The organism is Geothrix sp. SG200, assembly GCF_022808935.1.
GTDB lineage: Bacteria > Acidobacteriota > Holophagae > Holophagales > Holophagaceae > Geothrix > Geothrix alkalitolerans.
Map to the genome: position 1 here is coordinate 80,791 of NZ_JAKZFR010000001.1, position 22,793 is coordinate 103,583.

The window sequence follows — 22,793 nt, forward strand, 5'->3', positions numbered from 1 at the left end:
CCTGGAGGAAACCGGGTCAGGCGGAGAAGTACCGCGCCTGGGGATGCCAGGCCACCAGGGCGCTGGTGCTGTACTCAGGGTCCATCTGGTGGCTGTCGCTGAGGTGGACGCCGATCTCCGCGCCGCGCAGCAGGTCGAGGATGGGGCCATTGCCTTCCAGGTCGGGGCAGGCGGGGTAGCCGTAGGAGTAGCGGGAGCCCTGGTAGCCCTGGGCGAAGAGGGCGCGGCCGGGCAGGTCCCTGTGGTGGATGCCCAGCTCCCGGCGGATGCGGGCGTGGACGCGCTCGGCGTAGGCCTCCGTCAGCTCCGTGGCGAGGCCGTGGAAGGCGAAGTAGTCCGCGTAGCCGTCCTCCCGGTAGAGCCTGGCCGCGTGGTCCGCGGCGGCCTGGCCCAGGGTGACGAGCTGGAGGGCCAGCACATCGGTGGCGTCCGCGCGGAAGAAGTCTGCGATGCAGAGTCTCCTTCCCGAGCCCTGGCGCGGGAAGCCGAGCACGGCGAGAGTCTTGGAACGGTCGCCGGGATCGAGCACCCGCAGCGCATCGCCTTCGGCCCGCACGGGGAAGTAGCCGTAGCGGGCCTTCGGTTGGAAGACCGGATCGGCCGCGAGGCGCTCCTTCCAGCGCGCCAGCTGGGGCTCGGCCTTGTTCCGGAGCACGGCCGCGAAGGCCTCGGCGCCCTGGCTGCCCTGGCTGAAGCCCCAGCGGTTGCGGACCAGGGCGAACTCGTCCAGGTGCTCGAAGAGATCCACGGGCGCGTCGGCGATCTCCCGCACGCCCCAGAAGGGCGGCTCCGGGGAGGGCGCGTCATGGCGCACCCAGCTGCTCTGGCCATGTTCCGTCAGCGGGACTGAAGCACTTCCCCGCTTCAGGATCCTGATATCTCCAGCCGCGGAAGCGGCCGGCGCAGGTGCCGGCACGCTGACATCCCCCGCCACCAGCGCCTGCATGTGTCGCAGGCCCTCGAAGGCGTCCTCCGCATAGAGCACCGCGCCCGAATAGGACCGGCGGCAGTCACCCTCCACATAGTCGCGGGTGAGGGCGGCACCGCCGAGGATGACGGGCACCCGCTGGGCCTGCTCCTCCAGGAAGTGCAGGTTCTCCTTCATGATCACCGTGGACTTCACCAGCAGGCCCGAGAGGCCGATGGCGTCCGCGGGCCAGGCCTCCAGCTCCTTGAGGATGGACTCGATGGGCTGCTTGATGCCCAGGTTCTTCACCTCGAAGCCGTTGTTGCTGAGGATGATGTCCACCAGGTTCTTGCCGATGTCGTGGACGTCGCCCTTCACCGTGGCCAGCAGGATGCGGCCCTTCTGGTAGGTGGACTCCCGGGGCAGGTGCGGCTCGATGCGCTTGATGGCGGCCTTCATGGCCTCGGCGCTCTCCAGCACGAAGGGCAGCTGCATCTCGCCGGAGCCGAAGCGCTCACCCACCACCTTCATGGCGCCCAGCAGCACCTCGTTGATGAGCTTCAGCGGGTCGTGGTCCTTCAGGGCCTCGTCCACATCGGCCAGGATGGCCTGCTTCTCGCCATCGAGGATGCCGTGGTGCAGGCGCTCCAGCACGGGCAGGTCGGCCCGGTGGTCGTCGGCGAGGGTGGCCTTGCGGTCGCTGAAGCGCGCCAGGACGGCCTTGAGGGGGTCGTAGCCCTCCGAGCGCCGGTCGAAGATCAGGTCCTCGACCATGCGGCGCTCCTCGGGGTCGATCTTCGCGACGGGGAGCACCTTCGAGGCGTTGAAGATGGCCATGTCCAGCCCGTGCTTCACGCCGTGGTAGAGCATGAGGGCGTTGAGCACGTGGCGCGCCGCGGGGTTCAGGCCGAAGCTCACGTTGCTCACGCCGAGCATGGTCATCACGCCCGGCAGCTCGGCCTTGATGAGGCGCAAGGCCTCCAGCGTCTCCACGGCGGAGCCGCGGAAGGTCTCGTCGCCGCTGCCCAGTGTGAAGGTCAGCGGATCGATGATGAGGTCGCCGGCATCCATCCCGTACTCACCCACCACGAGAGCGTGCAGCCGCTTCGCCACGGCCAGCTTCTCCTCCCGCGTCTTGGCCATGCCCCGCTCGTCGATGGTGAGGCCCACCACGGCGGCCCCATAGGTCCTGCACAGATCCAGGATCTTCCGCGCCTTGCCCTCGCCGTCCTCGAAGTTGATGGAGTTCACCACGCACCTGCCGGGGCTGCGCTGGAGGGCCTTCTCGATGACCGGAACCTCGGTGCTGTCGATGACCAGGGGCAGGGTGATCTGGGAGACCAGGCGGCCCAGCAGCTCGCCCGCGTCGCGCACCTCGTCGCGGCCCACGTAGGCCACGCAGAGGTCCAGCAGGTGGGCGCCCTCCTTCTGCTGCTCTTTCGCCAGGGCGATCATGCCGTCCCAGTCCTCTGCGGCCAGCAGGTCGCGGAACTTCTTCGAGCCGTTCGCATTGGTCCGCTCGCCCACGATGAGGGGCGCGGGCTCCTGCTTGAGGGCCACGCTCTGGTAGAGGCTGGCGGCGCTGCGCTCCAGTTTCGGCGTGCGCTCCGGGGGATTCAGCTTCTCCACCCCGGGGGCCAGGGCGCGGATGTGGTCCGGCGTGGTGCCGCAGCATCCGCCCAGGATGGCGAGGCCGAACTCCGAGGCCGCGTGCAGCACCTTGGGAGCGAAGGCCGCCGGATCCAGCGGGTAGACCACCTGGCCGGCCACGTTCTCGGGCAGGCCCGCGTTGGGCAGGCAGCTGATGGGAAAGGGACTGGCCTCGCAGAGGGTCTGCAGGTGCTGGTGCATTTCGTCGGGGCCCGTGGCGCAGTTGAGGCCCAGCACATCGATGCCCAGTGGCTCCACGCTGGTGAGCACGGCGGCGATGTCCGAGCCCACCAGCAGGGTGCCCGTGGTCTCGACGGTGGCCTGGACCCAGAGGGGTACCTTGCGCTGCTTGGCGGCCATGGCCTCGCGCGCGGCGCGCACGGCCACCTTGATCTGGCCCAGGTCCTGGCAGGTCTCGATGAGGATCGCGTCGGCGCCTCCGTCCAGCAGGCCATCCATCTGCACGCGGTACGAGGCCAGCAGCTCGGCGTAGCCCACGTGGCCCAGCGTGATGAGCTTGGTGCCGGGGCCCACGGAGCCGATGACGAAGCGGGGCCGGTCGAAGCTGCGGGCCACCTCCTTCGCCAACGATGCCGCCTGCACGTTCAGGCCGTAGGCCTTGTCCGCCAGGCCGAACTCGCCGAGCACCAGCGGGTTCGCGCCGAAGGTATTGGTCTCCACCGCATCGGCGCCCGCGTTGAGATAGCTTTCGTGGATCTCGCGGATCCACTGGGGCCGCCGCTCGGTCAGCAGGTCCACGCAGCCCTCCAGCGCCGGGCCGCCGTAGTCCTCCACCGTGGGCGTGCGGGCGAAGATCTGCGTCCCCATGCCGCCGTCCAGCAGCAGCACCTTGTCGCGGAGGAGCGTGTCGAGGGTCGTCATGCAACAGCCTTTTTCATTCGCCACGGGTGAACACGGATGAACTCAGATGGAAGCCGTGGGTGATTGAGATGGGGCGGAGTCTCCTTGCGATTTTCGATCCTTGTTCATCTGTGTTCATCCGTGGCTAAAGCCCCAGGTAGTCGATGGCCACGTCGCCATGGACGGTCACCTGGCAGGCGAGGCGCTGGTCGGCCGGCGCGTCCAGGCCCTGGAGGAAGTCCCGCTCCTCCGCGCCCATCTCGCTGCAGTGGCCCAGGCCTTCGGCCACGCGCACCCGGCAGGTGCCGCAGGAGCCCGTGCGGCAGCCGAAGGTGATGTCCGCCCCGGCGGCGTCGGCGATCGCCTGCAACGGCGTCCCCTCCGGCGCTTCGACCAGCAGATCTTCCAGCAGGAAATGGACCTTCACGCTCATGCAACCTCCCGTTTCGGCAGGAGCGGCGCGACGAGCTCGACCTGGCCGAAGGGGGCGCTGAGCTGGAGGCCGCGGATGCGGGGGCGGATGGCCTCGATGGTCTCCTGGGCGATGGCCAGGCCCTCCTTGACCTGGTCGTCGGCGGTGGCCCACCTGGCCATGCGGGTGAGCAGGGCGGGCGGCACGAGGACGCCGGGCACCTCGTTGGCCATGAACTCAGCGTTGCGCAGGCTCTTGAAGGGCCAGATGCCGGCGATGACGGGCAGGCCGGGGGCCACGCCCTCGGCGAAGTCCAGGAAGCGGAAGAGGCTGTCCGGGTCGAAGACGGGCTGGGTGATGGCCCACTGGGCGCCAGCCTCGACCTTGTAGCGGAATCGGGTCTTCTCCCGCTCCAGGTCCGGGGCCACGGGATTGGCGCCCACGCCCACGCTGAAGGAGGTGGGCTTGCCGATGCTGGCGCCGCCGAGGTCGAGGCCCGTGTTGAGGCGCTTGAGCATGTTCACGAGGCCGATGGCGTCCACGTCGAAGACCGCCGTGGCCTGGGGATAAGGCCCCAGCTTCGGGGGGTCGCCGGTGACGGCCAGGATGTTGCGCAGCCCCAGGCCCGCGGCCCCCAGCAGGTCGCTCTGCATGCCCAGCAGGTTCCGGTCCCGGCAGGCGTAGTGGAGGATGGTCTCCACGCCCACCTGCTGCTCGATGATCAGGGCCGTGGCCAGGGCGGACATGCGGGCCATGGCCCGGGGGCCGTCCGGCACGTTGATGGCGTCCACGCCCAGGGCCCGGCACTGGCGGGTCTTGGCCAGGAGCTTGTCGTACTCCATGCCCTTGGGCGGCACGAGTTCCACGGTGTGGGTGAATTCGCCCTGGGCGAGCTTGAGGCTGAAGCGGCTCCGGAAGGCGAAGGGGACCTCGGGCTGGGGCTGCTCGTGGGGCTTGAGTTCGTAGCGCCCCCCGGCCTGGACGAAGGCCCGCTCCTGGCGGAAAGCCCCCCGCATGGCGCGGATGTGGGCGGCCGTCGTGCCGCTGCAGCCTCCCACGGCGCGGGCGCCGCCGGCCAGGGCCCGGGCCGCGAAGCCGCCCAGGTACTCGGGGCTGGCCCCGTAGATCAGGCGGCCATCCACCATGTGGGGCAGGCCTGGGTTGGGCAGCAGGACGATGGGCCGGGTGGTGACGCCCTTCAGGTGCTCCAGCAGCCGCAGGTGCGGTGCGGGGCCGTTGCCGCCGATGAGGCCCACCAGGTCCGCGCCCCAGGTGTCGAGCTGCTTGATGAACCACTCCGGTTCCGCGCCGAAGAGGGCCTGGCCCTCGTCGTTGGTGGTCATCAGGGCGGCGAGGGGCAGGCGGCCGACCTCCTGGACGGCGAGGATGGCCTGGTGGATCTCGTTGAGATCCTCGAAGCCCTCCAGCACGACCAGGTCGGAACCGGCCCCGACGAGCGCCTCCGCCTGCTCGCGGAAGAAGGCTCGGGCCTCCTCGAAGGAGGTGGGCCCCCAGGGCTCGATGCGGACGCCCAGGGGGCCGATGCAGCCCGCCACCCAGGCGCGGGCCTGCTGCTGGGCGATGGCCTGCTTCGCCAGGGCCACGCCCTCGCGGTTGACGGCGTCGAGCTGGCCCTCCAGGCCCCGGGCGGCAAGCTTCAGCCGGTTGGCGCCCCAGGTGTTGGTGGTGAGCACCTGGGAGCCCGCGGCGAGGAACTCGCCGTGGATGGCCAGCAGCAGGTCCGGCGCCTTGAGGTTGCACTCCTCGAAGCTGCGCTGGAGCGTGATGCCCCGGTCATGCAGGGCCGAGGCGGTGCTTCCGTCGAAGAGGAAACACTCGCCCTCGTCGAGGGCCTGCCGGAAGGTGGGTTGGGTCATGGATGCGCCTGGTGGTGATCAGGGCAGTCTTCAGCGGCATCCAGGGGGTCTCGGGTCAGTCCGGGTCGTTCGGTATCTTCCCCCCGGGATACGCCGGGGGCAGGAATTGGCACCTTGCGTTCGCAGGTTGCCAAGGTTTCACAGGGCCTTTCCCTCCACCTTTCTGGATAGCGCTATGGAGTGCCAGGGGCACTCATGGGGACTGCCAAAGATCGAGGAACCAGGATGGTCTGACCACACCCGTCCGTCAAGCCTGGGGCGGCGGGGCGGCCCCTCCCCCGGCCGGATGGGCCGTGAGGCCCTTGCGCTTCAGGTGGCCCCAGCTGTCCTTGCCTCGAATCCAGTCGAAGGTGCCCCGGAGTCGCCACCACAGTGTCAGCTGCCGGTAGCCGAAGTTCTCGGCCACGGCCGCGAACAGGAGCAGGGCCCAGGCCTTGAGGCCCTGGTAGCGGTGCCCGCTGATCTCCTGGAGCACCACGGCCACCACGGAGTTCAGCACACCCAGGAGCAGGGCCACGTAGATGAAGAGGATGGCGAATGGCGTGTTCAGTGAGTGGGTCCAGACAGACCAGGCGAAGAGAAGGTAGCCGCCCACCTCGACGATGGGGGCCAGGGCCTCGAAGAAGATGAAATAGGGCATGGAGAAGAAGCCGATGCGCCCGTACTTCGGGTTGAAGCACATCGCCCGGTGCCGCCAGAGGGTCTCCAGCAGGCCGCGCTGCCAGCGGTTCCGCTGCCGGCCCAGGCCTCGGAAGTCCTCGGGCACCTCGGTCCAGCACACGGGATCGGGGACCAGGGTGATGTGGTGGGGCCGCTTCCACTCGCGCAGGCAGCGGTGAAGACGAACGACGAGCTCGAAGTCCTCGCCGATGGTGGCGGTCTCGAAGCCCCCCGCGGCCACCACCAAGTCCTTCCGGAACACGCCGAAGGCGCCGCTGACGATGAACATGCTGTCCAGGGAGGCCAGGCCCACGCGGGCGAAGAGGAAGGCCCGCAGGTACTCGACGATCTGGAAGCGGGCTAGCCAGGAACCGGGCAGGAAGATGCCGCGGATGCCCATGGGGGTGACCTTGCAGCCGTTCACGGGCCGCACCACGCCGCCGGAGGCCACCATGTCGGGACGGTCCATGAAGGGCCGGGCGATGCGGAGGAGGGCATCGTTCTCCAGGAGGCTGTCTCCGTCCATGCAGCAGACCAGCGGGTAGCGGGCCAGGTTGATGCCGCAGTTCAGGGCGTCCGCCTTGCCACCATTGGCCTTGTCCACCACCACCAGGTTGGGCACGTAGGCGCTCTCGTAGATGCCGCGCACTTCCTGGGTGGGCAGCAGGTGGCGCACGACCCTCTGGCTGGGCTGGAGCTTGAAGGCCTTGACCAGGCGCTCCAGGGTGGCGTCCGTGCTGCCGTCGCTCACCACCACCACCTGGAACTCGGGGTAGCGCAGGCTGATGAGGCTGTTGACGCTGGGCACCGCGCCGGCCTCCTCGTTGTAGACCGGGCAGATCAGCGTGATGGGCTTGTAGTGGCTGGTCTCGAAGGCCGTGTCGAGACGGTCGATCCTCACCGCATCCAGGTAGCTGCGGATGGAGAAGAAGGCCCTCAGGATCAGTGACAGGTTCGTCAGCTGCATGGCCAGGTAGTAGAGGAGGATGCCCCACTCGGCGAAGGCCAGGATGATGGCGCGGAAGGTCACAGGTGCCCCCGTTCATCGGCCCACTCGAGCCGCTCCCGGGCCATGTCGCGGGCGAAGCGGTCGGACCCGGGATCCTCCGCCAGCCAGGACAGGGCGGACACGCCGGAGTGGCCGAGGTCCACGAGGCTCTGGGCGGCGTTGCGGCGGACTTCGTAGACGGGATCGGTCATCAGCGGGAGCAGGTCGGGAACGGCCGAGGGGCCGCCCAGCACGCCCAGGGCCCGGGCCACCTGGGCGCGGATCTCCCAGGCGGGGCTTGCGGCAAGGCTCAGCACCCGCGGGTAGACCTCCGGGTCCGCCAGGATGATGAGGGCCTTGAGGACGGAGGCCCGGAGGTCCACGCTCGGCACGTCCAGCAGCCACAGAAGGCGCGGGAGGGACTCGCGGTGGCGGTGGGAGCCCACCAGCAGGGCGTAGAGGATCCAGGGCTCCGGGTTCTGGTTCGGCGACTCCAGGTTCTCCTTCATCCAGGGCAGCAGGTCCGGCCCGAATCCTTCGAGCACCCGGAGGAGCCGCTCCCGCTGGTAGAGCTCTTCGCGCATGACCCAGGCCAGCACCGGCGCGGCGAACCTCAGGCTCCGGCTGTGGGTCAGGGCCTGGGCCGCCGTGTGGGCCACGAAGGGGACCGGATCATCAAGCAGGGGCAGGACCTGCTCCAGGTAGCCCTCCATGCGGATGCCGGGCTTCCACCGCCAGGGGCGCTCCGTCACCGGGGGCGGCGCGTGCTCCGCCGGTTCGTCCAGGCGGAAGACGGAGATTTCCTTGGCCGCCTGGGCCCGGACGTTGGGATCGCGGTCCTTCAGCCGCTGGGGCAGGGACGCGTGGAGGCCCATGCTCAGGTAGAGCTCCCGGAGCAGCTCGAATTCCTGCCCGGCGATGGTGGACTGGTAGCGGGCGAGGAAGTCCCGGAACAGCCACCGGTCGGCCCAGGGGACCGGCCCGAAGGATTCGTGCTCGAAGCCCCTCTTGAACAGGTAATCCGTGAGCTGGGTCTCCCAGGCCTGGTAGCAGGCGATGCGATGCCGATTCTGGCGGTCCTTGCGGTACTGCAGGACGGTGCCCACCAGCACCAGCCCGCCGGTCAGTGCCAGGAGGCCGAATGTCGCCCAGCGGAGGAGGGGCAGCAGCAGGTCGTGGGGAAAGGGCATGGACAGGATGGCTCACCCCACGCGGTGGGAGCGTTCGTAGAGCCGCCACAGCCGCTCCACCATCACCTGGACCGAGATCGGCTTCGCCATGTAGTCATCCGCGCCGGCCGCCAGGCAGCGCACCATGTCCTGCTCGCTGTGGTTGCTGGAGAGGAGCAGGATGGGGATGCGGCCCTTGGGCGGCGCGAGGTCCCGCACCTCCTGCACCAGCCGGAACCCGTTCATGGCAGGCATCATGAGGTCGGTGGTGATCATGTCGACCTGGTCGCGGTGGAGGATCTCGAGAGCGTCCATGCCGTTGGCGGCCACGAGCACCTTGAGCCCCTCCATCTCCAGGCGGACCTGGATGATCTTCGCGGTCGCAGGGTCGTCTTCGACCACCAGGATCGTCGTTTGGGCTGGCCAGCGTCGGGTCATCGGAAAAAGTCTACCCCTTTCTACCAGAACCATCGATTCCCTCGGATCCGGATCCCGAACCGGAGGGTGTGGTCGCGGTAGCTGGTGGGGTCCGTGGGATCGGCGATGGGCAGGCCCGCCACGCTCTGGCTCCAGGAGGCGAAGAGGGTGGCGGCGGAGCCCCCGGGCGTCCAGGTTCCCGCCAAGGCGTAGCCCCAGGTGAACTGGCTGGCGGTCTGGTTCACCACCTGGCTTCCGCCCCACCCGTCGAGGGCCACCTCCCAGCGCTCCTCGCGCCGCGCCGAGACACCGGCGGTGGCGCCGTAGTAGCGGTAGCGCTCGGGGTTGAAGAACCCGATGCGGAGGCTCTGGTCCTGGTCGATGAACCGGGTGGCGAGCCCCGCGCGCCACTCCCCCCACTCGATGGGGAACCGATGCCCCGCCTCTGCCCGGACGCCCGTCCGGGCCGCGCCGTGGGAGAGGAAGGCCCGCTCCAGGGACAGGGCCGCATGGTCAAGGGTCTGGTTGAAGACCCACGTCCCGCCCAACCCCCAGGTCCGGGTGAACGTGCGGAGGTCCAGGGCCCGGGGGGTGGCCAGGTTCGGCGCGAAGGTGTGGGACAGCACCAGGTTCAGGCCCGGCGCCGCGCGCCAACCCAGGGCCAGGCTGTGGAAGCCCGCAGCGTCCCCGCCCACGTCATCCACCCGGCCCACCTGGGCCGAGGCCGTGACCCGCGAGCCCAGGGGATGGCTGAGGCCCAGCGACCATTCTTGCGGCTTGCGCTCCGCCTGGCCGCTCTGGTCCAGCAGGTCGAAGCTCGCGCCGGCCCGGAGGCTCCCGTCGAAGAACGGCACCGCCGCGTCCACCCGCCGGGCCTGGGCGCGCAGACCCTCGTTGGAGTCCGTGCGGGTCTGGGAGAGCTCGATCCAGGGGCCCTGGGCGTCGGCCAGGCCGCGGAGGCGGGCCTGGGCGTCCTCGCGCGTGTCCGGCTGGTCCGCCAGGGCCTCGGCGCGAGTCCGCGCCCGGCGGAGACGGCCCATTCGCTGGTCGATCTGCGCCCGGATGAGCTCCGCTTCGGAGCTCTGGACATCCTCGGATCCGAGGCCGCCCAGACGCCGCTCGGCCGCTTCGGGATCGCCGGCCCAGAGGTCCAGCTGGGCCAGCCCCAGGATCGCCTGGCGGTTGCCCGGCGTCCGGGCGAGGGCCTCCTGGTAGGCCCGGCGGGCCTGCCCGTGCCGCCCGCGCCAGCCGAGCACGCGGCCCCGGAGCAGGTGGAAGTCCGTGTCGGCGGGATGGGCCTGCAGCCAGGCGTCCGCCATGGCCAGGCTCTGGTCCATGCGCCCGTCCCAGCTCAGGTAGGTGGCCGTGTCCAGGGTGGCCTGGCGGTCGCCCTTGGCCACGTGGGGCCGGAGGATCTCCACGGCCTCGCCGAAGCGTCCGGACCAGGCGGTGACCCGGGCCAGCACCGGCTCGGATTCCGCCGCCAGCTCCGGATGGACCTCCCGGTGCCGCTTCAGGTCGCGGATGGCCTCGTCGAACCGCTTCATCCAGCTGAAGGTCCGGGCTCGCTCGAGAAGGGCGTCGGGCTGGTCCTTCCAGAGCTCCAGCATTCGGGTGTAGACCGCCACGGCCTCGGGGAACCGCTTCTGCGAGCGCAGCTCCCGGGCCTGCTTCAGGAGCGCGGCGGCATCCGGAGCCGGGGCGGGCTCCTGCATGGCGGGCGGTGCGGGATGGATCATCGGGGCAACCTCGGTTCGTCGGGGGTGGCGGCCAGGGCTTTCTGATAGATCGAGAAGGACAGCTTGCGGAAGCGATGAAAGGTCGGCCGGTTCCAGGCCCGCCAGGTGTAGAGCGGGGGCACGGGGATGGCGCCGCGGACGGCGGCGGGGAGGGTGAGGCGGAGGGTGCTGGGACCTTCTCCGAGCGGTTTGTCGGCATCCACGATCGCCAACACGAATCTGAACCCTGGGGTTTTGGAAGATTCCAGGGGGCCGCCGGTTTTCCACCCGGGATCGTCCAGCACCATCCGCTGACTCGGATCCGTGACCTGGATCAGCGTCCAGGGGATGCGCGCCTCGATGAACCCCCGGCCGTCGGGGGCCCGGCCCGCCTGCCATTCGGCGCGGGAGTCGAAGGCGGGATCGGCGCGGTCCTGGGTTCCCTGGCGGAGCCAGCCGATCTCCGTGGTGTGGCCCGGGAACCGCGTGCCATCGCGGCCGATTCGGGGGTGGTTGCTCTTGGCCGTGGGCATGAGGAAGCGGCCCGCCTCGTTGGCCACGCTCTGATAACGGTGATGGGGCAGGGGCCGGTAGTCGGGGACGGCGTAGGGGGCATCCACGAACACCCCCGTGTGGTCCGGCCCCTGGAAGAGGACCGCGAACTCCAGGCCGGCCTCGCTGCGCGGGCTGGCCACCCAGGGAAGCCGGTGGTCGCCCCGGCGGGTGTCCACGGTGTCGAGGCCCACGAGGATCGCTTCCTTCGTGAAGTCCGCGGGACGCGGGAGGAACAGGCCGAGGTGGAGCCAGCCCTCGTCCGCCACGGCCTTCAGGGAGAGCCCGTCGGCCTCGAGGTATGCGGGAATCCGGGCCCAGTCGTCCGCCTTGCCGTCGATCAGGATGGATGGCCCCTTGGCGCCGGGCCGGTAGGCGATGAGGCCGTAGTTCTCCTCGGCGTCCATGGCGTTGTACCAGAGCGGCTTCCGCTCGAAGGGGCGCTCGAAGGGCAGGGTGAGCCAGTTCTTCTTGAACCACTCGTCGATCCAGGCGAAGAGCACGCCCCCGGCGCAGCCCGCGTCGTAGATGTCCTGCTGGAGCCGGGCATCCTGCTCGCCCTGCTCGCGCTCGCCTTGGCCGCCGTGGGTCAGGCCCTGGGGCTGCCAGTGGGCGACGATGCGGGAGGAGGGCACGCCGAATTCCGCGATGAGCACCGGATGGCGGGCGTGATGCCTCACCAGGTCGGCGAGGTAGCCCGAGTAATGGCTGGGGCCCAGGTGATCCCGGGCCTGGGCGTAGCCAGGATCCAGGTTCATGAAGTCGGGGTAGTACGGGTAGGCGTGGTAGCTGGCGAAGAGCCCGGCCCTGAGCTGTGACGTGCCCTCGAACTTCTCCATGTCCAGGCTGGCGGCGTCCTCGTCGTCGGGCTCCGGGTTCGGGGCCTCCGCCGCCATGCCGAGCTTCTGCCGCAGGGCGCGTTCCTCCTGCTCCGTGGATTCCGTGATGTGGAAGAGAGGGTCCAGGGTGGGCCAGTTGGTGAAGGCGATGGGCCGCTGGGCCTGGAACCGGTCCCATTCCTCGGCGAGGAAGTAATCCAGGCTCTGGGCGAGGAACCGCTCCATGGCGTGGCCCTCCCGCACCGTGACGAAACGGCCGGTCCAGGTCGAGGTCCGCGAGTGCTGGCGATTGAAGGCCACCACGCTCGAAGACTCCCATTCGCGGCCCAGGATGACGGCCAGGGTCCAGGGGCTGACGTCCGCGCCAAAGGTGCCGCTGGCGTGGCCCGGGCGGGCGGGGATGCGGGCCTGGCCGTGGAGCACCCCGGCCACGTCCCGCATCTCCCGGTGCCAGGCCGCGAGCCAGGCGGGATCCAGGAAGTCGTGGCGGGGGGGCAGCTCGGTCCAGACGCCGTGGATGAGCCGCATGGGCTTCCGGGCGCCGAGGTTGTAGGCGCGCAGGGCCTCGTAGAACGCGGGCGGATGGATGGTGTAGACGCGGATGGTGTTGAAGCCCGCCTCCGCCATCTCCCGGATCCACCCGTCGTAGGTGGCCCGGTCCGGGAACTCGCTGGGGTGCCGGCCGGGAATGGCTGCGCCCAGGTTCACGCCCTTGACATAGAAGGGATGCCATCCGCCGGCGCCATCCGCCACCTCCAACCGGCGGTCGTGGGCGCGTGCCGGGATCAGGGGCTGGGAGGGGCGGGTGACCGGATGCGGAGGATTGGCCTGAAGGCGGGAGGGAGGCGCCGGGGCCGCCGACAGGGGGGCTTCACCCCCCGGGAGACCCAGAGAAAGGGCGAGGCCAATCATCTTCAGGGCTGGTAAAGGCCGAATCATCTGCTTCATTAGAGCGGGAATTTACCGTTCGCGAGCAGAAAATCACAGGCAGTGCCTTTGATCAGGGGGGAGGGCTCTCCGAGGGGACCTACCAGGCCAGGAGGCGGTCCAGGGCGGATCGCAGGGCTTTCGTCCCGGGCAGGTGGGCGGCCTCCAGGGGGGGGCTGGCGGGGATCGGCGTGTCCGCGCCCCCCACCCGCAGCACCGGGGCGTCCAGCCAGCCGAAGCAGGTCTCGCCGATGCGGGCGGCCAGCTCGGCGCCGGGGCCGTAGGTGAGGCTGGCTTCGGTGAGCACCAGGACGCGATGGGTCCGCTTCGCGAGCGCGGTGATGGCCTCGTCATCCAGGGGCCAGAGGGTGCGCAGGTCCAGCACGGCCACGTCCAGCTCCGCCACGGCTTCCAGCGCCACGTGCTGGGCGGCGCCGTAGGTGATCACGCAGGCCTTCGAGCCGTCTTTCCGCAGGGCGGCTTCACCGAGCCGGGCCGTGGGAGCCTCGTCCCATTCGTCCTTGAGGCGGCGATAGAGGTGCTTGTGCTCGAAGAACAGCACGGGATCGGGGTCGTCGATGGCCGCGCGGAGCAGAGCGTAGGCATCGCGCACGGTGCCCGGCGCCACCACCTTCAGGCCGGGGCTGCCGAGGAAGTGGCCCTCGGGGTTCTGGCTGTGGAAGGGCCCGCCGCCATTGCCGGCGCCGGAGGGTCCCCGGAACACGGCGGGCACGGTGGCGCCCCAGCGCCAGTGGGCCTTGGCCGCGAAGTTCACCATGAGGTCGGACGCCAGCAGGGCGAAGTCCATGAACTGGAACTCCGCCACGGGCCGCTGACCCATCAGGGCCGCGCCGATGGCGGCGCCGGCGATGGCCTGCTCGGAGATGGGCGTGTCGATCACCCGGTCCGCGCCGAAGCGCTCCAGCAGGCCCTCCGTGGCCCGGAAGGCGCCGCCGTAGGTGCCGATGTCCTCGCCCAGGCAGCAGACGCGGGGATCGGCCTCCATGGCGTCGAAGAGGGCCTGGCGGATGGCGTCGACGTAGGTGCCCGAGAAGGCGGTCATCCCTCCGCCTCGAGCAGGCCCCTCTCCGCGAGCCACGCGTCGTTGAAGATGCTGCTGAGGTAGCGGCCCGCCCCGTCGGGGAACACAGTCACGATTCGCGCCGGGCGGTCCATGGGCGGCAGCTTGGCCGCCACCTGCCGCACGGCCCACAGCGCGGCGCCGCTGGAGCCGCCGCCCAGGACGCCCTCCTCCTTCACCAGCCGCCGCGCGTGGTGGAAGGCGTCGCGGTCCGTCACCTGGAACATCTCATCGATGAGCTCGAACTCCATGGTCGGGATGAGGAACTCGTCGCCCAGGCCCTCGATCTTGTAGGGCCCGGCCTTCAGCTCCTTCTCGCCGCGGAAGTGGGGCGTGAAGACGGACCCCACGGGGTCCACGGCCACGACCTTGATCTTCGGATCCTTCTCTTTCAGGTAGCGGCCCACGCCCCCGATCGTGCCGCCGGTGCCGGCGCCGGCCACCAGGACGTCGATGCGGCCCTCCATCTGTTCCCAGATCTCCGGTCCCGTGCCGGCGTAGTGGGCGGCGTTGTTCTCCCGGTTGCCGTGCTGGTCGGGGAAGAAGCAGTGCGGCGTCTCCCGGGCCAGGCGCGGCGTGATGTTGTTGTAGCTGTCCGGGTGCTCCGGCGGCAGGCTGGTGTCCACCTTGTGCACCTGGGCGCCGAGCGCCAGCAACTGGTTCAGCTTCTCCTGGCTGATGGTGTCGCGCACCACGACCTTCAGCCTGTAGCCCTTCTGGATGGCCATGAGGGCCAGGCCCATGGCCGTGTTGCCCGAGGAGTTCTCGATGATGGTGTCGCCGGGCTTCAGCCGGCCATCCCGCTCCGCCGCCTCGATCATGTGCTTGGCGATGCGGTCCTTGCTGCTGCCCATGGGGTTCAGGAACTCGAGCTTGGCGAAGACCTCCGCCGGAAGGTCCGACACCACGCGGCGCAGCCGCACCAGCGGCGTGTTGCCGATGGCTTCCAGGACACTGCCGCAGGGCTTCCGGTACTGCATGGGGTTCCTCCGGGAACCAGTATGCCCGGAGGCGGCGGGGGCTCCGCGCCGGGTCGCGCCCCGTGCTCCCGGCCGAGGCCGGTGCGCCCGGGTGCTGCGGGAGAAGAGCTGCCTGGAGGCGGGACCCGGCGGGTGAGGCGCTTTGAGCGGTTTTGCGGCGCTTTGACGCTTGAGGGCCGGAACCACCCTCCAAATCCTGGTCGGGCCATCCCTCATTCACGAGTGATGGGTCGCTCATGCCGGGAAAGGAGCCCCTATGAGTCAGATCATGCGCAGCATCACCATCGCGCTGGCCGCCGCGACGGCCGCACCGGTGATCCAGGCCCAGGATTTCACCGCGGTGAGGGGGATGGGTCAGGCCATGCTCCCGGCGGTCGTCCATCTCCACGAGAACGACACCTGGGGCGGCACCATGTTCCTCACCCTGGACGGCAAAGAGATGCTGGTGGGCGTCTTTTCCGGGCAGGACGGCGAGGTCACCTGGCACGGCCCTGAGGGGCTGAATGGGAACGGCAAGGGCGGCACCAACACCTTCGCCTTCAACCTGCAGCCCGACGGCACCTACAAGGACACCTTCACCACCTTCGTGGTGAACGGCAGCTTCCCCTCCCCCAAGGGCCAGCTCGGGTTTGGCAACTACCAGGGCTCCCACCGGATCGTCTCCGGCACAGGCCGCTTCGCCAATGCCTCGGGAACCCTCCTGTTGACCGGCACCTTCGTCTGGTTCCCCCTGGCCGGCGGCACCCAGGAACTGGGCTACTTCAACCCCGAGGTCTCCGGCGTGCTCACCAACGTCGCGCCTCCGGAGTAGGCCGACGGGACGTGACCAGCCTGGGCGCCATTGAAATCGAAACCATATGTTATGAAATAACGGGTGAATTCCATCGACAGAAAAGTCTTTTTCTGTCAGATTGCCCGTGCATCCAAGCTGTTTCAGGGCAGTAGGTGACACGGTCGGGAGGAGGAGCGGCATGGCCCCTTCAGGCGACACCCCGGGCGGCGCCAGGATGGGGGAGGTGTGCCTGCGCTCCTGGAAGGAGATCGCCGCCTATGCGCAGGTGAGCGTGGCCACCGTCCAGCGCTGGGAGAAGTGGGAGCGGCTTCCCGTCCACCGCCACATGCACCGGCGGCTCGGCTCCGTCTATGCCTACCCTTTCGAGATCGATGGGTGGCTGGAGGGCAGGGACCTGTTCGTGGCGCTGCGGCGGGTCGGGGCCGAATAGGCGGGTTCCGGAGGCCGCCTCCGCTGGGAAGCGGCCGAGGCTCGCCTTCGCCCGCACCAGGGGCCCGGAGCTGGCCCCAGTGTCGCGGGCGGGGCGGCATTTCCGGTCGTCAGGGCGTTCCCAATCGCGGTGTCCTGGCGTGGCCTCTCAGTGGCAGCGCCTGCAGGATGGCGTGTCGCGAACCGGGATCCCCTTCGGCGCCGGCGTCGAAGCCGGGCGGGGCTTGGGGGCGGGCCGTGTCATGGGGCAGGCTCGGGCCGGGAGATCGGCAACCTGGATGGGGAAGGGGCGCAGGTGATCTTTCAGGAAGTAGGCGGGCACGGCCCGGAGCGCCCGCTCCGCCTCCGCCTTGGAGGCGTAGGCCCCCAGGAAGAGCTGGTTGAGGCTCCTCCCGTCTCGCAACTGGAGGGGCGCGATGAAGAGGTCGGGCAGGCCGGGGTAAGCCCAGGCCGCATTCTTGAGGGTGACGGTCAGCCGGGCCGCTTCGAGCCGAAGGGTCCATTGGCGCGCCGGGAGGGTCGCGAGGTAGGCCCGGCTCAGGTCCAGGGCCCGGGAGATGTCGCCCCTCCGGAGCGCCGCGAGCCGATCAGCCGCGCTGGAATCCGAAGGATCAACCTTCCTGGGGGTGGCGGTCTCCTGGGCGCGGGGCACGGAAACGGGGCCGGCACCCTGAGCAGAGGCCATCCCGCCAGGCGAAGCCGCAGCCACCATGGGGCGGGCTGGTACCGCGGGAGAATCCGGGCCCTGAGATGGCGCCTGGGACTCGGGCCCTGGCAGGGTTGGAGCGGGGAAGGCCGAGGCGCGGGGCGCGGAAACGGGAGCGGCGCCCTGAGCAGAGGCTGTCTCGTCAGGCGAAGCCGCAGCCACCATGGGGCGGGCTGGTACCGCGGGAGAAGCCGAGCCCCGAGATGGCGCCTGGGACGCAGGCCCTGGCAGGGCCGGAGCGCCGGAGGCCGAGGCGCGGGGCATGGTAACGGGGGCGGTGCCCTGAGCAGAGGCCATCCCGCCAGGCGAAGCCGCAGCCACCATGGGGCGGGCTGGTACCGCGGGAGAAGCTGGGCCCTGGTATGGCGCCTGGGACGCGGGCCCTGGCAGGGTCGGAGCGGCTGAGGCCGAGGCGCGGGGCGCGGAAACGGGGGCGGCGCCCTGAGCAGAGGCCGTCCCGCCAGCCGAAGCCACGGCCACCATGGGGCGGGCTGATTTCGCGGGAGAAACTGGGCCCTGAGATGGCGCCTGGGACTCGGGCCCTGGCAGGGTTGGAGCGGGGAAGGCCGGGGCGCGGGGCACGGAACCGGGGGCCGCGTCCGGAGCAGAGGCCGTCCCGCCAGGCGAAGCCGCAGTCACCATGGGGCGGGCTGGTACCGCGGGAGAAGCCGGACCCTGAGATGGCGCCTGGGAGACAGACGCCGGCAGGGCCGGAGCGGTGGAGAGCGGGGCCCGGGATGCGGCAGGAGGGGATGGGGGGGCGGCGGAGCTGGCACCCCAGGCGTATCCCAGAAGGAGGGAGGCCTGGATCTCCTGGAGCGATCTGGAGGGGAGGCGGAAGATGGCTCGCCCTTCCATCCCCCAGAACAGCGCGGTCCCGGAATGCTGGACGAACCCCAGGGAAGCGTGGACTGTCGTGGTGCGGGTGGTGGTCTGGGTGTAGGTGAGGGCGTCGGTCTCCGAGGATCGGAGGGTTCCCAGTCCCAGTCCCAGGTAGGGCCACATCGCCATGGCCGGGTCCTCGGACAAGGTCGTCAGGAAGCTGGCCGAGAGGGCCTGGTATCGGGGCTTCGCGCCTGGAAGGGTCGAGCTCCTGGTTTCGTACTGGTAGCCGTCGAGGGAGATGCCGTGACGCCCGCCCTTGAAGACAAGGGTCCCCTGGAGGCCCAGAAGGATGGGGGATCCTGCATTTTCCGGGGGATCGAAGAAGAGCGATCCGGCCCTGATACCCAGCCACTTGAACCCGGGGTCACCGGCTTCGGGGCCAGGGCTCGCGGCGAGGCTAATGCCAAGGCCCATGGCCAGGATCGGCTGTAGGCGCATCTGCCTGCCCATCATTACGACCTCCGGGTAAACAAAGCGTCAGAGTAACCCAAGAGGCTCTTCCAAAATTATCCTTGTTGATCACAACTTGCCCGATCCGGGGGGCGGGCGGAGCCTGGAGGGCGGAACCGAGGTACATCGGGCGGACTTCATGCCTTCCGCCGCCCCGGTAGACTGATCCGATGCTCTCATCTCTTCGCATCCAGAACCTGGCCCTGGTCGAAGACCTGTCCCTCGACTGGGGGCCGGGCTTCACGGTGCTCACGGGCGAGACGGGAGCGGGCAAGTCCCTGCTGGTGGATGCGCTGTCGCTGCTGGTGGGCGCCCGGGGCGACGGGGAGCTGGTGCGGCACGGCGCGGACCGGGCCACGGTGGAGGCCGTGGTGGAGGGCCGCTTCGAGGCCTGGCGGGCCTTCCTGGTCGAGCGTGGCTTGCCGGAGGAACAGCCGGTGGTGTTGCGCCGCGAGGTGGGGGCGGGCCGCAGCCGGGCCTGGATCAACGGCGCCAGCTGCGCCCTGGCGGACCTGCGGGAGGCGGGCCGCCTCTGGATGCGCCTCACCAGCCAGCACGACCACCAGTCGTTGCTGGGCGAAGACCGCCATCTGACGCTCATCGACGAGGTGCTGGGAATCGAGCCCGCCCTGGAACCCCAAGCTGCCGCCGTGCGGGAGGCCGAGGCCGCGCTGAAGGCCCGCCGGCGCAGCGAGGCCGAACGCGAGCAGCGCCTGGAGCAGCTCGCGGAGGCCCTGGCGGATCTGGAGAAGCTGGCGCCGAAGCCCGGCGAGTGGGCCCAGCTCAAGGCCGACCGCGAGCCCCTGCGCCATGCCGTTCACCTGGAGCAGGCCTTCCGGGAAGCCGCCGAGGCCCTTGACGCCGGCATTCCCAAGGTGGAGCTGGCCCACAAGGCGCTGGTGCGCGCCGTGACCCATTGGCCGGACGCCGTGGCCGAGCAGGACCGCCTGCGATCCGCCGTCCTGGAGCTGGAGGATCTCCTGGCCCTTTCCCAGGACCAGGCTTTGCGCTGGTCCCAGGCCGGCGCCGATCGCATCGAGGCCATGGAGGCCCGCCTCGCCCTCTACGAGCGTCTGGCCCGCCGCCACCGCTGCGAGCCCGAGGACTTGGCCGCGCGCCAGCAGGCGCTCAAGGACGAACAGCGGGCCCTGCTGGCTGGCGATGTCTCCGTGAAGGAGCTGGAACAGGCCCTGACGAAGGCCACGGAGGCCTACCGCCAGCTGGCCGAGGTGCTGCATGGTCGCCGGTCCGAGGCCATTCCCAAGCTGGAAGCCGAAGTCCAGAAGCGACTGGGCCGCCTGGGCATGAAGGGGGCACGGATCCAGCTGCGGCTCGTCCTGGCGGAGGAATCCGGCAGCCCCGTCCAGCAGAGCGGCCGGCCCGTCCGCGTGGCGGCCCAGGGCTTCTCGGCCCTGGCCATCTGGATCGAGCCGAACCCCGGCGAGGGTTTCCGCCCCCTGGCGAAGATCGCCTCCGGCGGCGAGCTGAGCCGCCTCATGCTGTCGCTCGTGGGGGCCGGTCTCGCCCTCGGCGCGGGCGTCAGGGACGGCCTCACCCTGGTGCTGGACGAGGTGGATGCGGGTCTCGGCGGTGAGACGGCCCTGGCTGTGGGCAAGGCCGTGGCGGAACTCGGGAAGGCCCATCAGGTGCTGGCGGTGACGCACCTGGCCCAGGTGGCGGCTCGCGCCGATCGGCACGGACGCCTGCACAAGGAGACCGAAGGCGGCCGCACCCGGAGTGCCCTGGGCTGGGTGGCGGGCGAGACCCGCAATCGGGAGCTGGCCCGCCTCCTCTCCGGCCATCCCGACCGACCGGAGGCGCTGGAGCACGCGAAGGTGCTGCTCGAAGGATGAGCCTGGGCGGATGAAAAAGGGCCGCCCGGAGGCGGCCCTTTCCGTGGTTCGTTCCGACTACTTGACGCTCACATCGTCGACGACGAAGGAGGTCTGGAGGCTGCTGTCCTCCACAGAGTAGAAGCGCAGGCGGATGGTCTGGCCCTTGTAGGCGCTGAGGCTCAGCGACTTCTGGGTGTAGCCCGTGCCCTTGTTCAGGTTGGAGTAGGTAGCCAGGGTGGCCAGCACGGTGCCGGAGGTGTTGAGGACCTGCACCTTCATCGTGTCGTAGGCGGTGGTGGTGGTGGTCTCCGCCGTGTCGATGTGGAGCCAGAAGGTCAGGGTGCCGGTGGCGGTGCTGGGGATGGCGATCTGCTGGTAGATGTAGTCGGTGTGGGCGGAGCCGTAGCCGCACATCCAGGCATCGTAGGAGCCGCCGTGGGCGGGCTCGCCGGTGTAGGTGCCGATGACGCCGGTGGTCTGGGTCCAGCTGGTGGCGCCGCTCTCGAAGCCGCCGTTCAGGACCAGTTCGGTGCCGGAGGTGCTGTTGGAGACCGTGAAGCTCACGCCGGTGCTGGTGCCCACGTTGCCGGCGGCGTCATAGGCCTTGGCGGTCAGCGTGTGGGTGGCGTTGGTCAGCGTGGTGCTGTCCAGCGTCATGCTGTAGGGGCTGGTGGTGTCGCTGCCCTTCAGCGCGCCATCCACGTAGAACTCCACCTTGGTGACGCCCACGTTGTCGGAGGCGGTGGCGGAGAAGGTGATGGTGCCGCTGGTGCCGGATTCAGAGGCGGAGACGGTGGGGGCGGTGGTGTCGGAGGAGCCACTGGTCCAGGCCGATCCCACGTTGATGCCGTGGAAGGCGTTCCACACGGCCTGCTCCTCGACGCCACCGGCGCCGTAGAGGTCCTTGGCGGCGCTGATGGCGGCCGTGCGAGCCCCGGCGTAGTTGGTGCTGGAGGTCATGTAGACCGTCAGCGCGCGGAACCAGATGGCCGCGGCCTTGTCGTTGCCGATGCCGGTCATGCCGCTGGGCAGGTAGGTGGTGCTGGTGTTGCCGCTGGTGGTGGCGCCCTGACTCAGGAAGTAGAAGCAGCGGTTCATGGGGCCGCTGGAGTAGTGCACGTCCAGGTTGCCGATGGTGGAGGACCAGGCGTCGGGGCTGGAGCCATCGAGGCTGGGCTTGTACATCCAGCGCAGGGGGTTGGTGGCCAGCTGCTCGCCGATGGTCCAGTTGCCGCCGGTGCTGCCGATGGTGGAACCCGACCCGCCGCGGGCGTAGAACTCGATCATGGTGCCGAAGATGTCGGAGTTCGACTCGTTCAGGCCGCCCGATTCGCCGGAGTAGGTGAGGTTGGCGGTGCGGGCGCAGACGCCGTGGCTCATCTCGTGGCCGGCCACGTCCAGGGCAGTCAGCGTCGTGAAACTGGAGCCGTCGCCGTAGGTCATGCAGAAGCAGCTGTCAGACCAGAAGGCGTTGTCGTAGCTGTTGCTGATGTGGACGCGGCTGTAGGTGGCGGTGCCGGCGCCGTCGATGCCATTGCGGCCGAAGACGTTCTTGTAGAAGTCCCAGCTCTTGATCATGCCGAACATGGCGTCCACAGCCGCGGTCTCGCCGTTGGCGGCGGTGGTGGAGGAGCCTTCCACGTAGTTCGCGCCATCGCCCCAGGTGTTGTCCGCATCGGTGTAGAGCGTGCCGGTGGCGGTGGAGGTGGTGGCGGCGTGGGCCATGTTGGTGACCACGTTGTTGCCGAAGGAGCCGCCGCTGCCGCGGGTCATGTCGCGCAGCTCATAGGTGCTGCCGGTGTAGTTCGTGGGCAGGGAGACGGTGCCGTTGTACTGGCTGTTGCCCGTGCCGGTGGCCGCGGTGGTGTGGAGGGAGTTCCAGGACTTCAGGATGGCGCCGTTACGGGCGTCCACCAGGTAGTCGGTGTGCTTGATGCCGTCCTGGTCGTTCTCGAGCTCGGTGTGGACGTGGTAGGCCAGGGTGTAACGGACGACCTGGCGGGTCATGTCCTCGGCGTTCAGGTCGGCGGCGGCCCGGCCGTGGCGGGCGACCTCGATCGTTTCGGGATAGACCACCAGCTCGGCGCTGGGGGCATAGGCGTAGGCACCCTTGGGGGCCAGGTCTCGCTGGACGACGGCCAGGGCTTCCGCCGTGTCGAGGGAGGGCGTCACGTTCAGCTGGATGCCCTTGAGCAGGGCGTTCGTGAGGGGAAGCTCGGTGCCGTTCTTGGCGGTGTGGGTGATGACGTCGCCGCCCCACACCTTCACGCCCTTGTAGGTCTGCTGGAAGTGGGCGTGCGACTGACCGAGCTGGTCGGAGTGGGCGTCGCGGAGGAGGAACGCGTGATCGCCGTCCAGGCCGAGCTGGGCGCGGGAGGCCAGGAGGTGCTGGGACGCGGACTCTGCGCGCAGGGTGTCCTGCGGGAGGCGGGCGCTCAGGGAACCGGCGGCGAGGGCCGCGGTGAGGAAGGACAGGGCCATACGGCCCGTGGAGGTCGCCATGGGGGCTCCTTGACTTGGGGGGGGGGAGGGCCTGCCCGCTTCGCGCAAGCGAGGGCGGAGGCTCAGTGGGGGGGGAAAGATCGGAAAGTCGGAACCAGAGTCCCTACCGCGCGTCAACCCCTCAAGTTAAGGCTTGTTAATTTTCTTGAGAATCA

Annotated in this window: 15 protein-coding genes and 1 riboswitch; of the genes, 3 read left to right on the forward strand and 12 right to left on the reverse strand. The window is 69.7% G+C overall.

The genetic code is table 11. The features are described 5' to 3' along the window. Positions 1–16: 16 nt before the first annotated feature. From metH to ML539_RS00425, 10 genes are all read right to left on the reverse strand, one after another. Complete coding sequence (gene metH, locus ML539_RS00380) at positions 17–3,439, reverse strand: methionine synthase (protein WP_243319571.1); 3,423 nt, start codon at positions 3,437–3,439, stop codon at positions 17–19. Between the two features lie 124 nt (positions 3,440–3,563). Then, the gene (locus ML539_RS00385) at positions 3,564–3,851 is read right to left on the reverse strand and encodes a 2Fe-2S iron-sulfur cluster-binding protein (RefSeq protein WP_243319573.1); all 288 of its coding nucleotides are present in this window, start codon (positions 3,849–3,851) and stop codon (positions 3,564–3,566) included. After that, on the reverse strand, positions 3,848–5,707 hold the full coding sequence (locus ML539_RS00390) for a bifunctional homocysteine S-methyltransferase/methylenetetrahydrofolate reductase (RefSeq protein WP_243319575.1): 1,860 nt from the start codon (positions 5,705–5,707) through the stop codon (positions 3,848–3,850). The genes ML539_RS00385 and ML539_RS00390 overlap by 4 nt, the downstream gene beginning before the upstream one ends. 69 nt (positions 5,708–5,776) lie before the next feature. Then, a riboswitch (SAM riboswitch) is annotated at positions 5,777–5,881 on the reverse strand. A 73-nt stretch (positions 5,882–5,954) separates the two neighbouring features. Further along, the gene (locus tag ML539_RS00395) at positions 5,955–7,397 is read right to left on the reverse strand and encodes a glycosyltransferase (RefSeq protein WP_243319577.1); all 1,443 of its coding nucleotides are present in this window, start codon (positions 7,395–7,397) and stop codon (positions 5,955–5,957) included. After that, the gene (locus ML539_RS00400) at positions 7,394–8,545 is read right to left on the reverse strand and encodes a HEAT repeat domain-containing protein (protein WP_243319578.1); all 1,152 of its coding nucleotides are present in this window, start codon (positions 8,543–8,545) and stop codon (positions 7,394–7,396) included. Before ML539_RS00400 ends, ML539_RS00395 begins: the two co-directional genes overlap by 4 nt. Positions 8,546–8,557: 12 nt before the next feature. Continuing rightward, the gene (locus tag ML539_RS00405) at positions 8,558–8,962 is read right to left on the reverse strand and encodes a response regulator (RefSeq protein ID WP_243319581.1); all 405 of its coding nucleotides are present in this window, start codon (positions 8,960–8,962) and stop codon (positions 8,558–8,560) included. Positions 8,963–8,982: 20 nt separating this feature from the next. Beyond that, positions 8,983–10,680, reverse strand: a complete 1,698-nt coding sequence (locus tag ML539_RS00410; RefSeq protein WP_243319582.1) for a tetratricopeptide repeat protein — start codon at positions 10,678–10,680, stop codon at positions 8,983–8,985. Continuing rightward, positions 10,677–12,962 (reverse strand): hypothetical protein, encoded by a 2,286-nt coding sequence (locus tag ML539_RS00415; RefSeq protein ID WP_243319584.1) that lies wholly within the window; start codon positions 12,960–12,962, stop codon positions 10,677–10,679. The genes ML539_RS00410 and ML539_RS00415 overlap by 4 nt, the downstream gene beginning before the upstream one ends. A gap of 115 nt (positions 12,963–13,077) precedes the next feature. Then, on the reverse strand, positions 13,078–14,040 hold the full coding sequence (locus ML539_RS00420) for a transketolase C-terminal domain-containing protein (protein WP_243319586.1): 963 nt from the start codon (positions 14,038–14,040) through the stop codon (positions 13,078–13,080). Further along, positions 14,037–15,038, reverse strand: coding sequence for a cysteine synthase family protein (locus ML539_RS00425; RefSeq protein ID WP_243319588.1), 1,002 nt, complete (start codon positions 15,036–15,038; stop codon positions 14,037–14,039). Before ML539_RS00425 ends, ML539_RS00420 begins: the two co-directional genes overlap by 4 nt. A 256-nt stretch (positions 15,039–15,294) precedes the next feature. Between ML539_RS00425 and ML539_RS00430 the strand changes: the two genes are divergently transcribed. After that, on the forward strand, positions 15,295–15,849 hold the full coding sequence (locus ML539_RS00430) for a hypothetical protein (RefSeq protein WP_243319590.1): 555 nt from the start codon (positions 15,295–15,297) through the stop codon (positions 15,847–15,849). Between the two features lie 160 nt (positions 15,850–16,009). Beyond that, positions 16,010–16,261: a hypothetical protein gene (locus tag ML539_RS00435; RefSeq protein WP_243319591.1), complete on the forward strand. Its 252-nt coding sequence runs from the start codon at positions 16,010–16,012 to the stop codon at positions 16,259–16,261. A gap of 147 nt (positions 16,262–16,408) precedes the next feature. On the opposite strand, the gene ML539_RS00440 is transcribed toward ML539_RS00435, so the two are convergent. Further along, entirely contained in the window at positions 16,409–16,945 is a 537-nt protein-coding gene (locus tag ML539_RS00440) for a hypothetical protein (protein WP_243319593.1), read from the reverse strand. 1,526 nt (positions 16,946–18,471) lie between these two features. On the opposite strand from ML539_RS00440, the gene ML539_RS00445 reads away from it, so the two are divergent. Next, positions 18,472–20,154 carry a DNA repair protein RecN gene (locus tag ML539_RS00445; RefSeq protein ID WP_243319595.1) on the forward strand — a complete coding sequence of 561 codons (1,683 nt, stop codon included), beginning with the start codon at positions 18,472–18,474 and terminating at the stop codon, positions 20,152–20,154. Positions 20,155–20,211: 57 nt separating this feature from the next. On the opposite strand, the gene ML539_RS00450 is transcribed toward ML539_RS00445, so the two are convergent. Continuing rightward, complete coding sequence (locus ML539_RS00450; RefSeq protein WP_243319597.1) at positions 20,212–22,638, reverse strand: M4 family metallopeptidase; 2,427 nt, start codon at positions 22,636–22,638, stop codon at positions 20,212–20,214. Positions 22,639–22,793 lie beyond the last annotated feature (155 nt).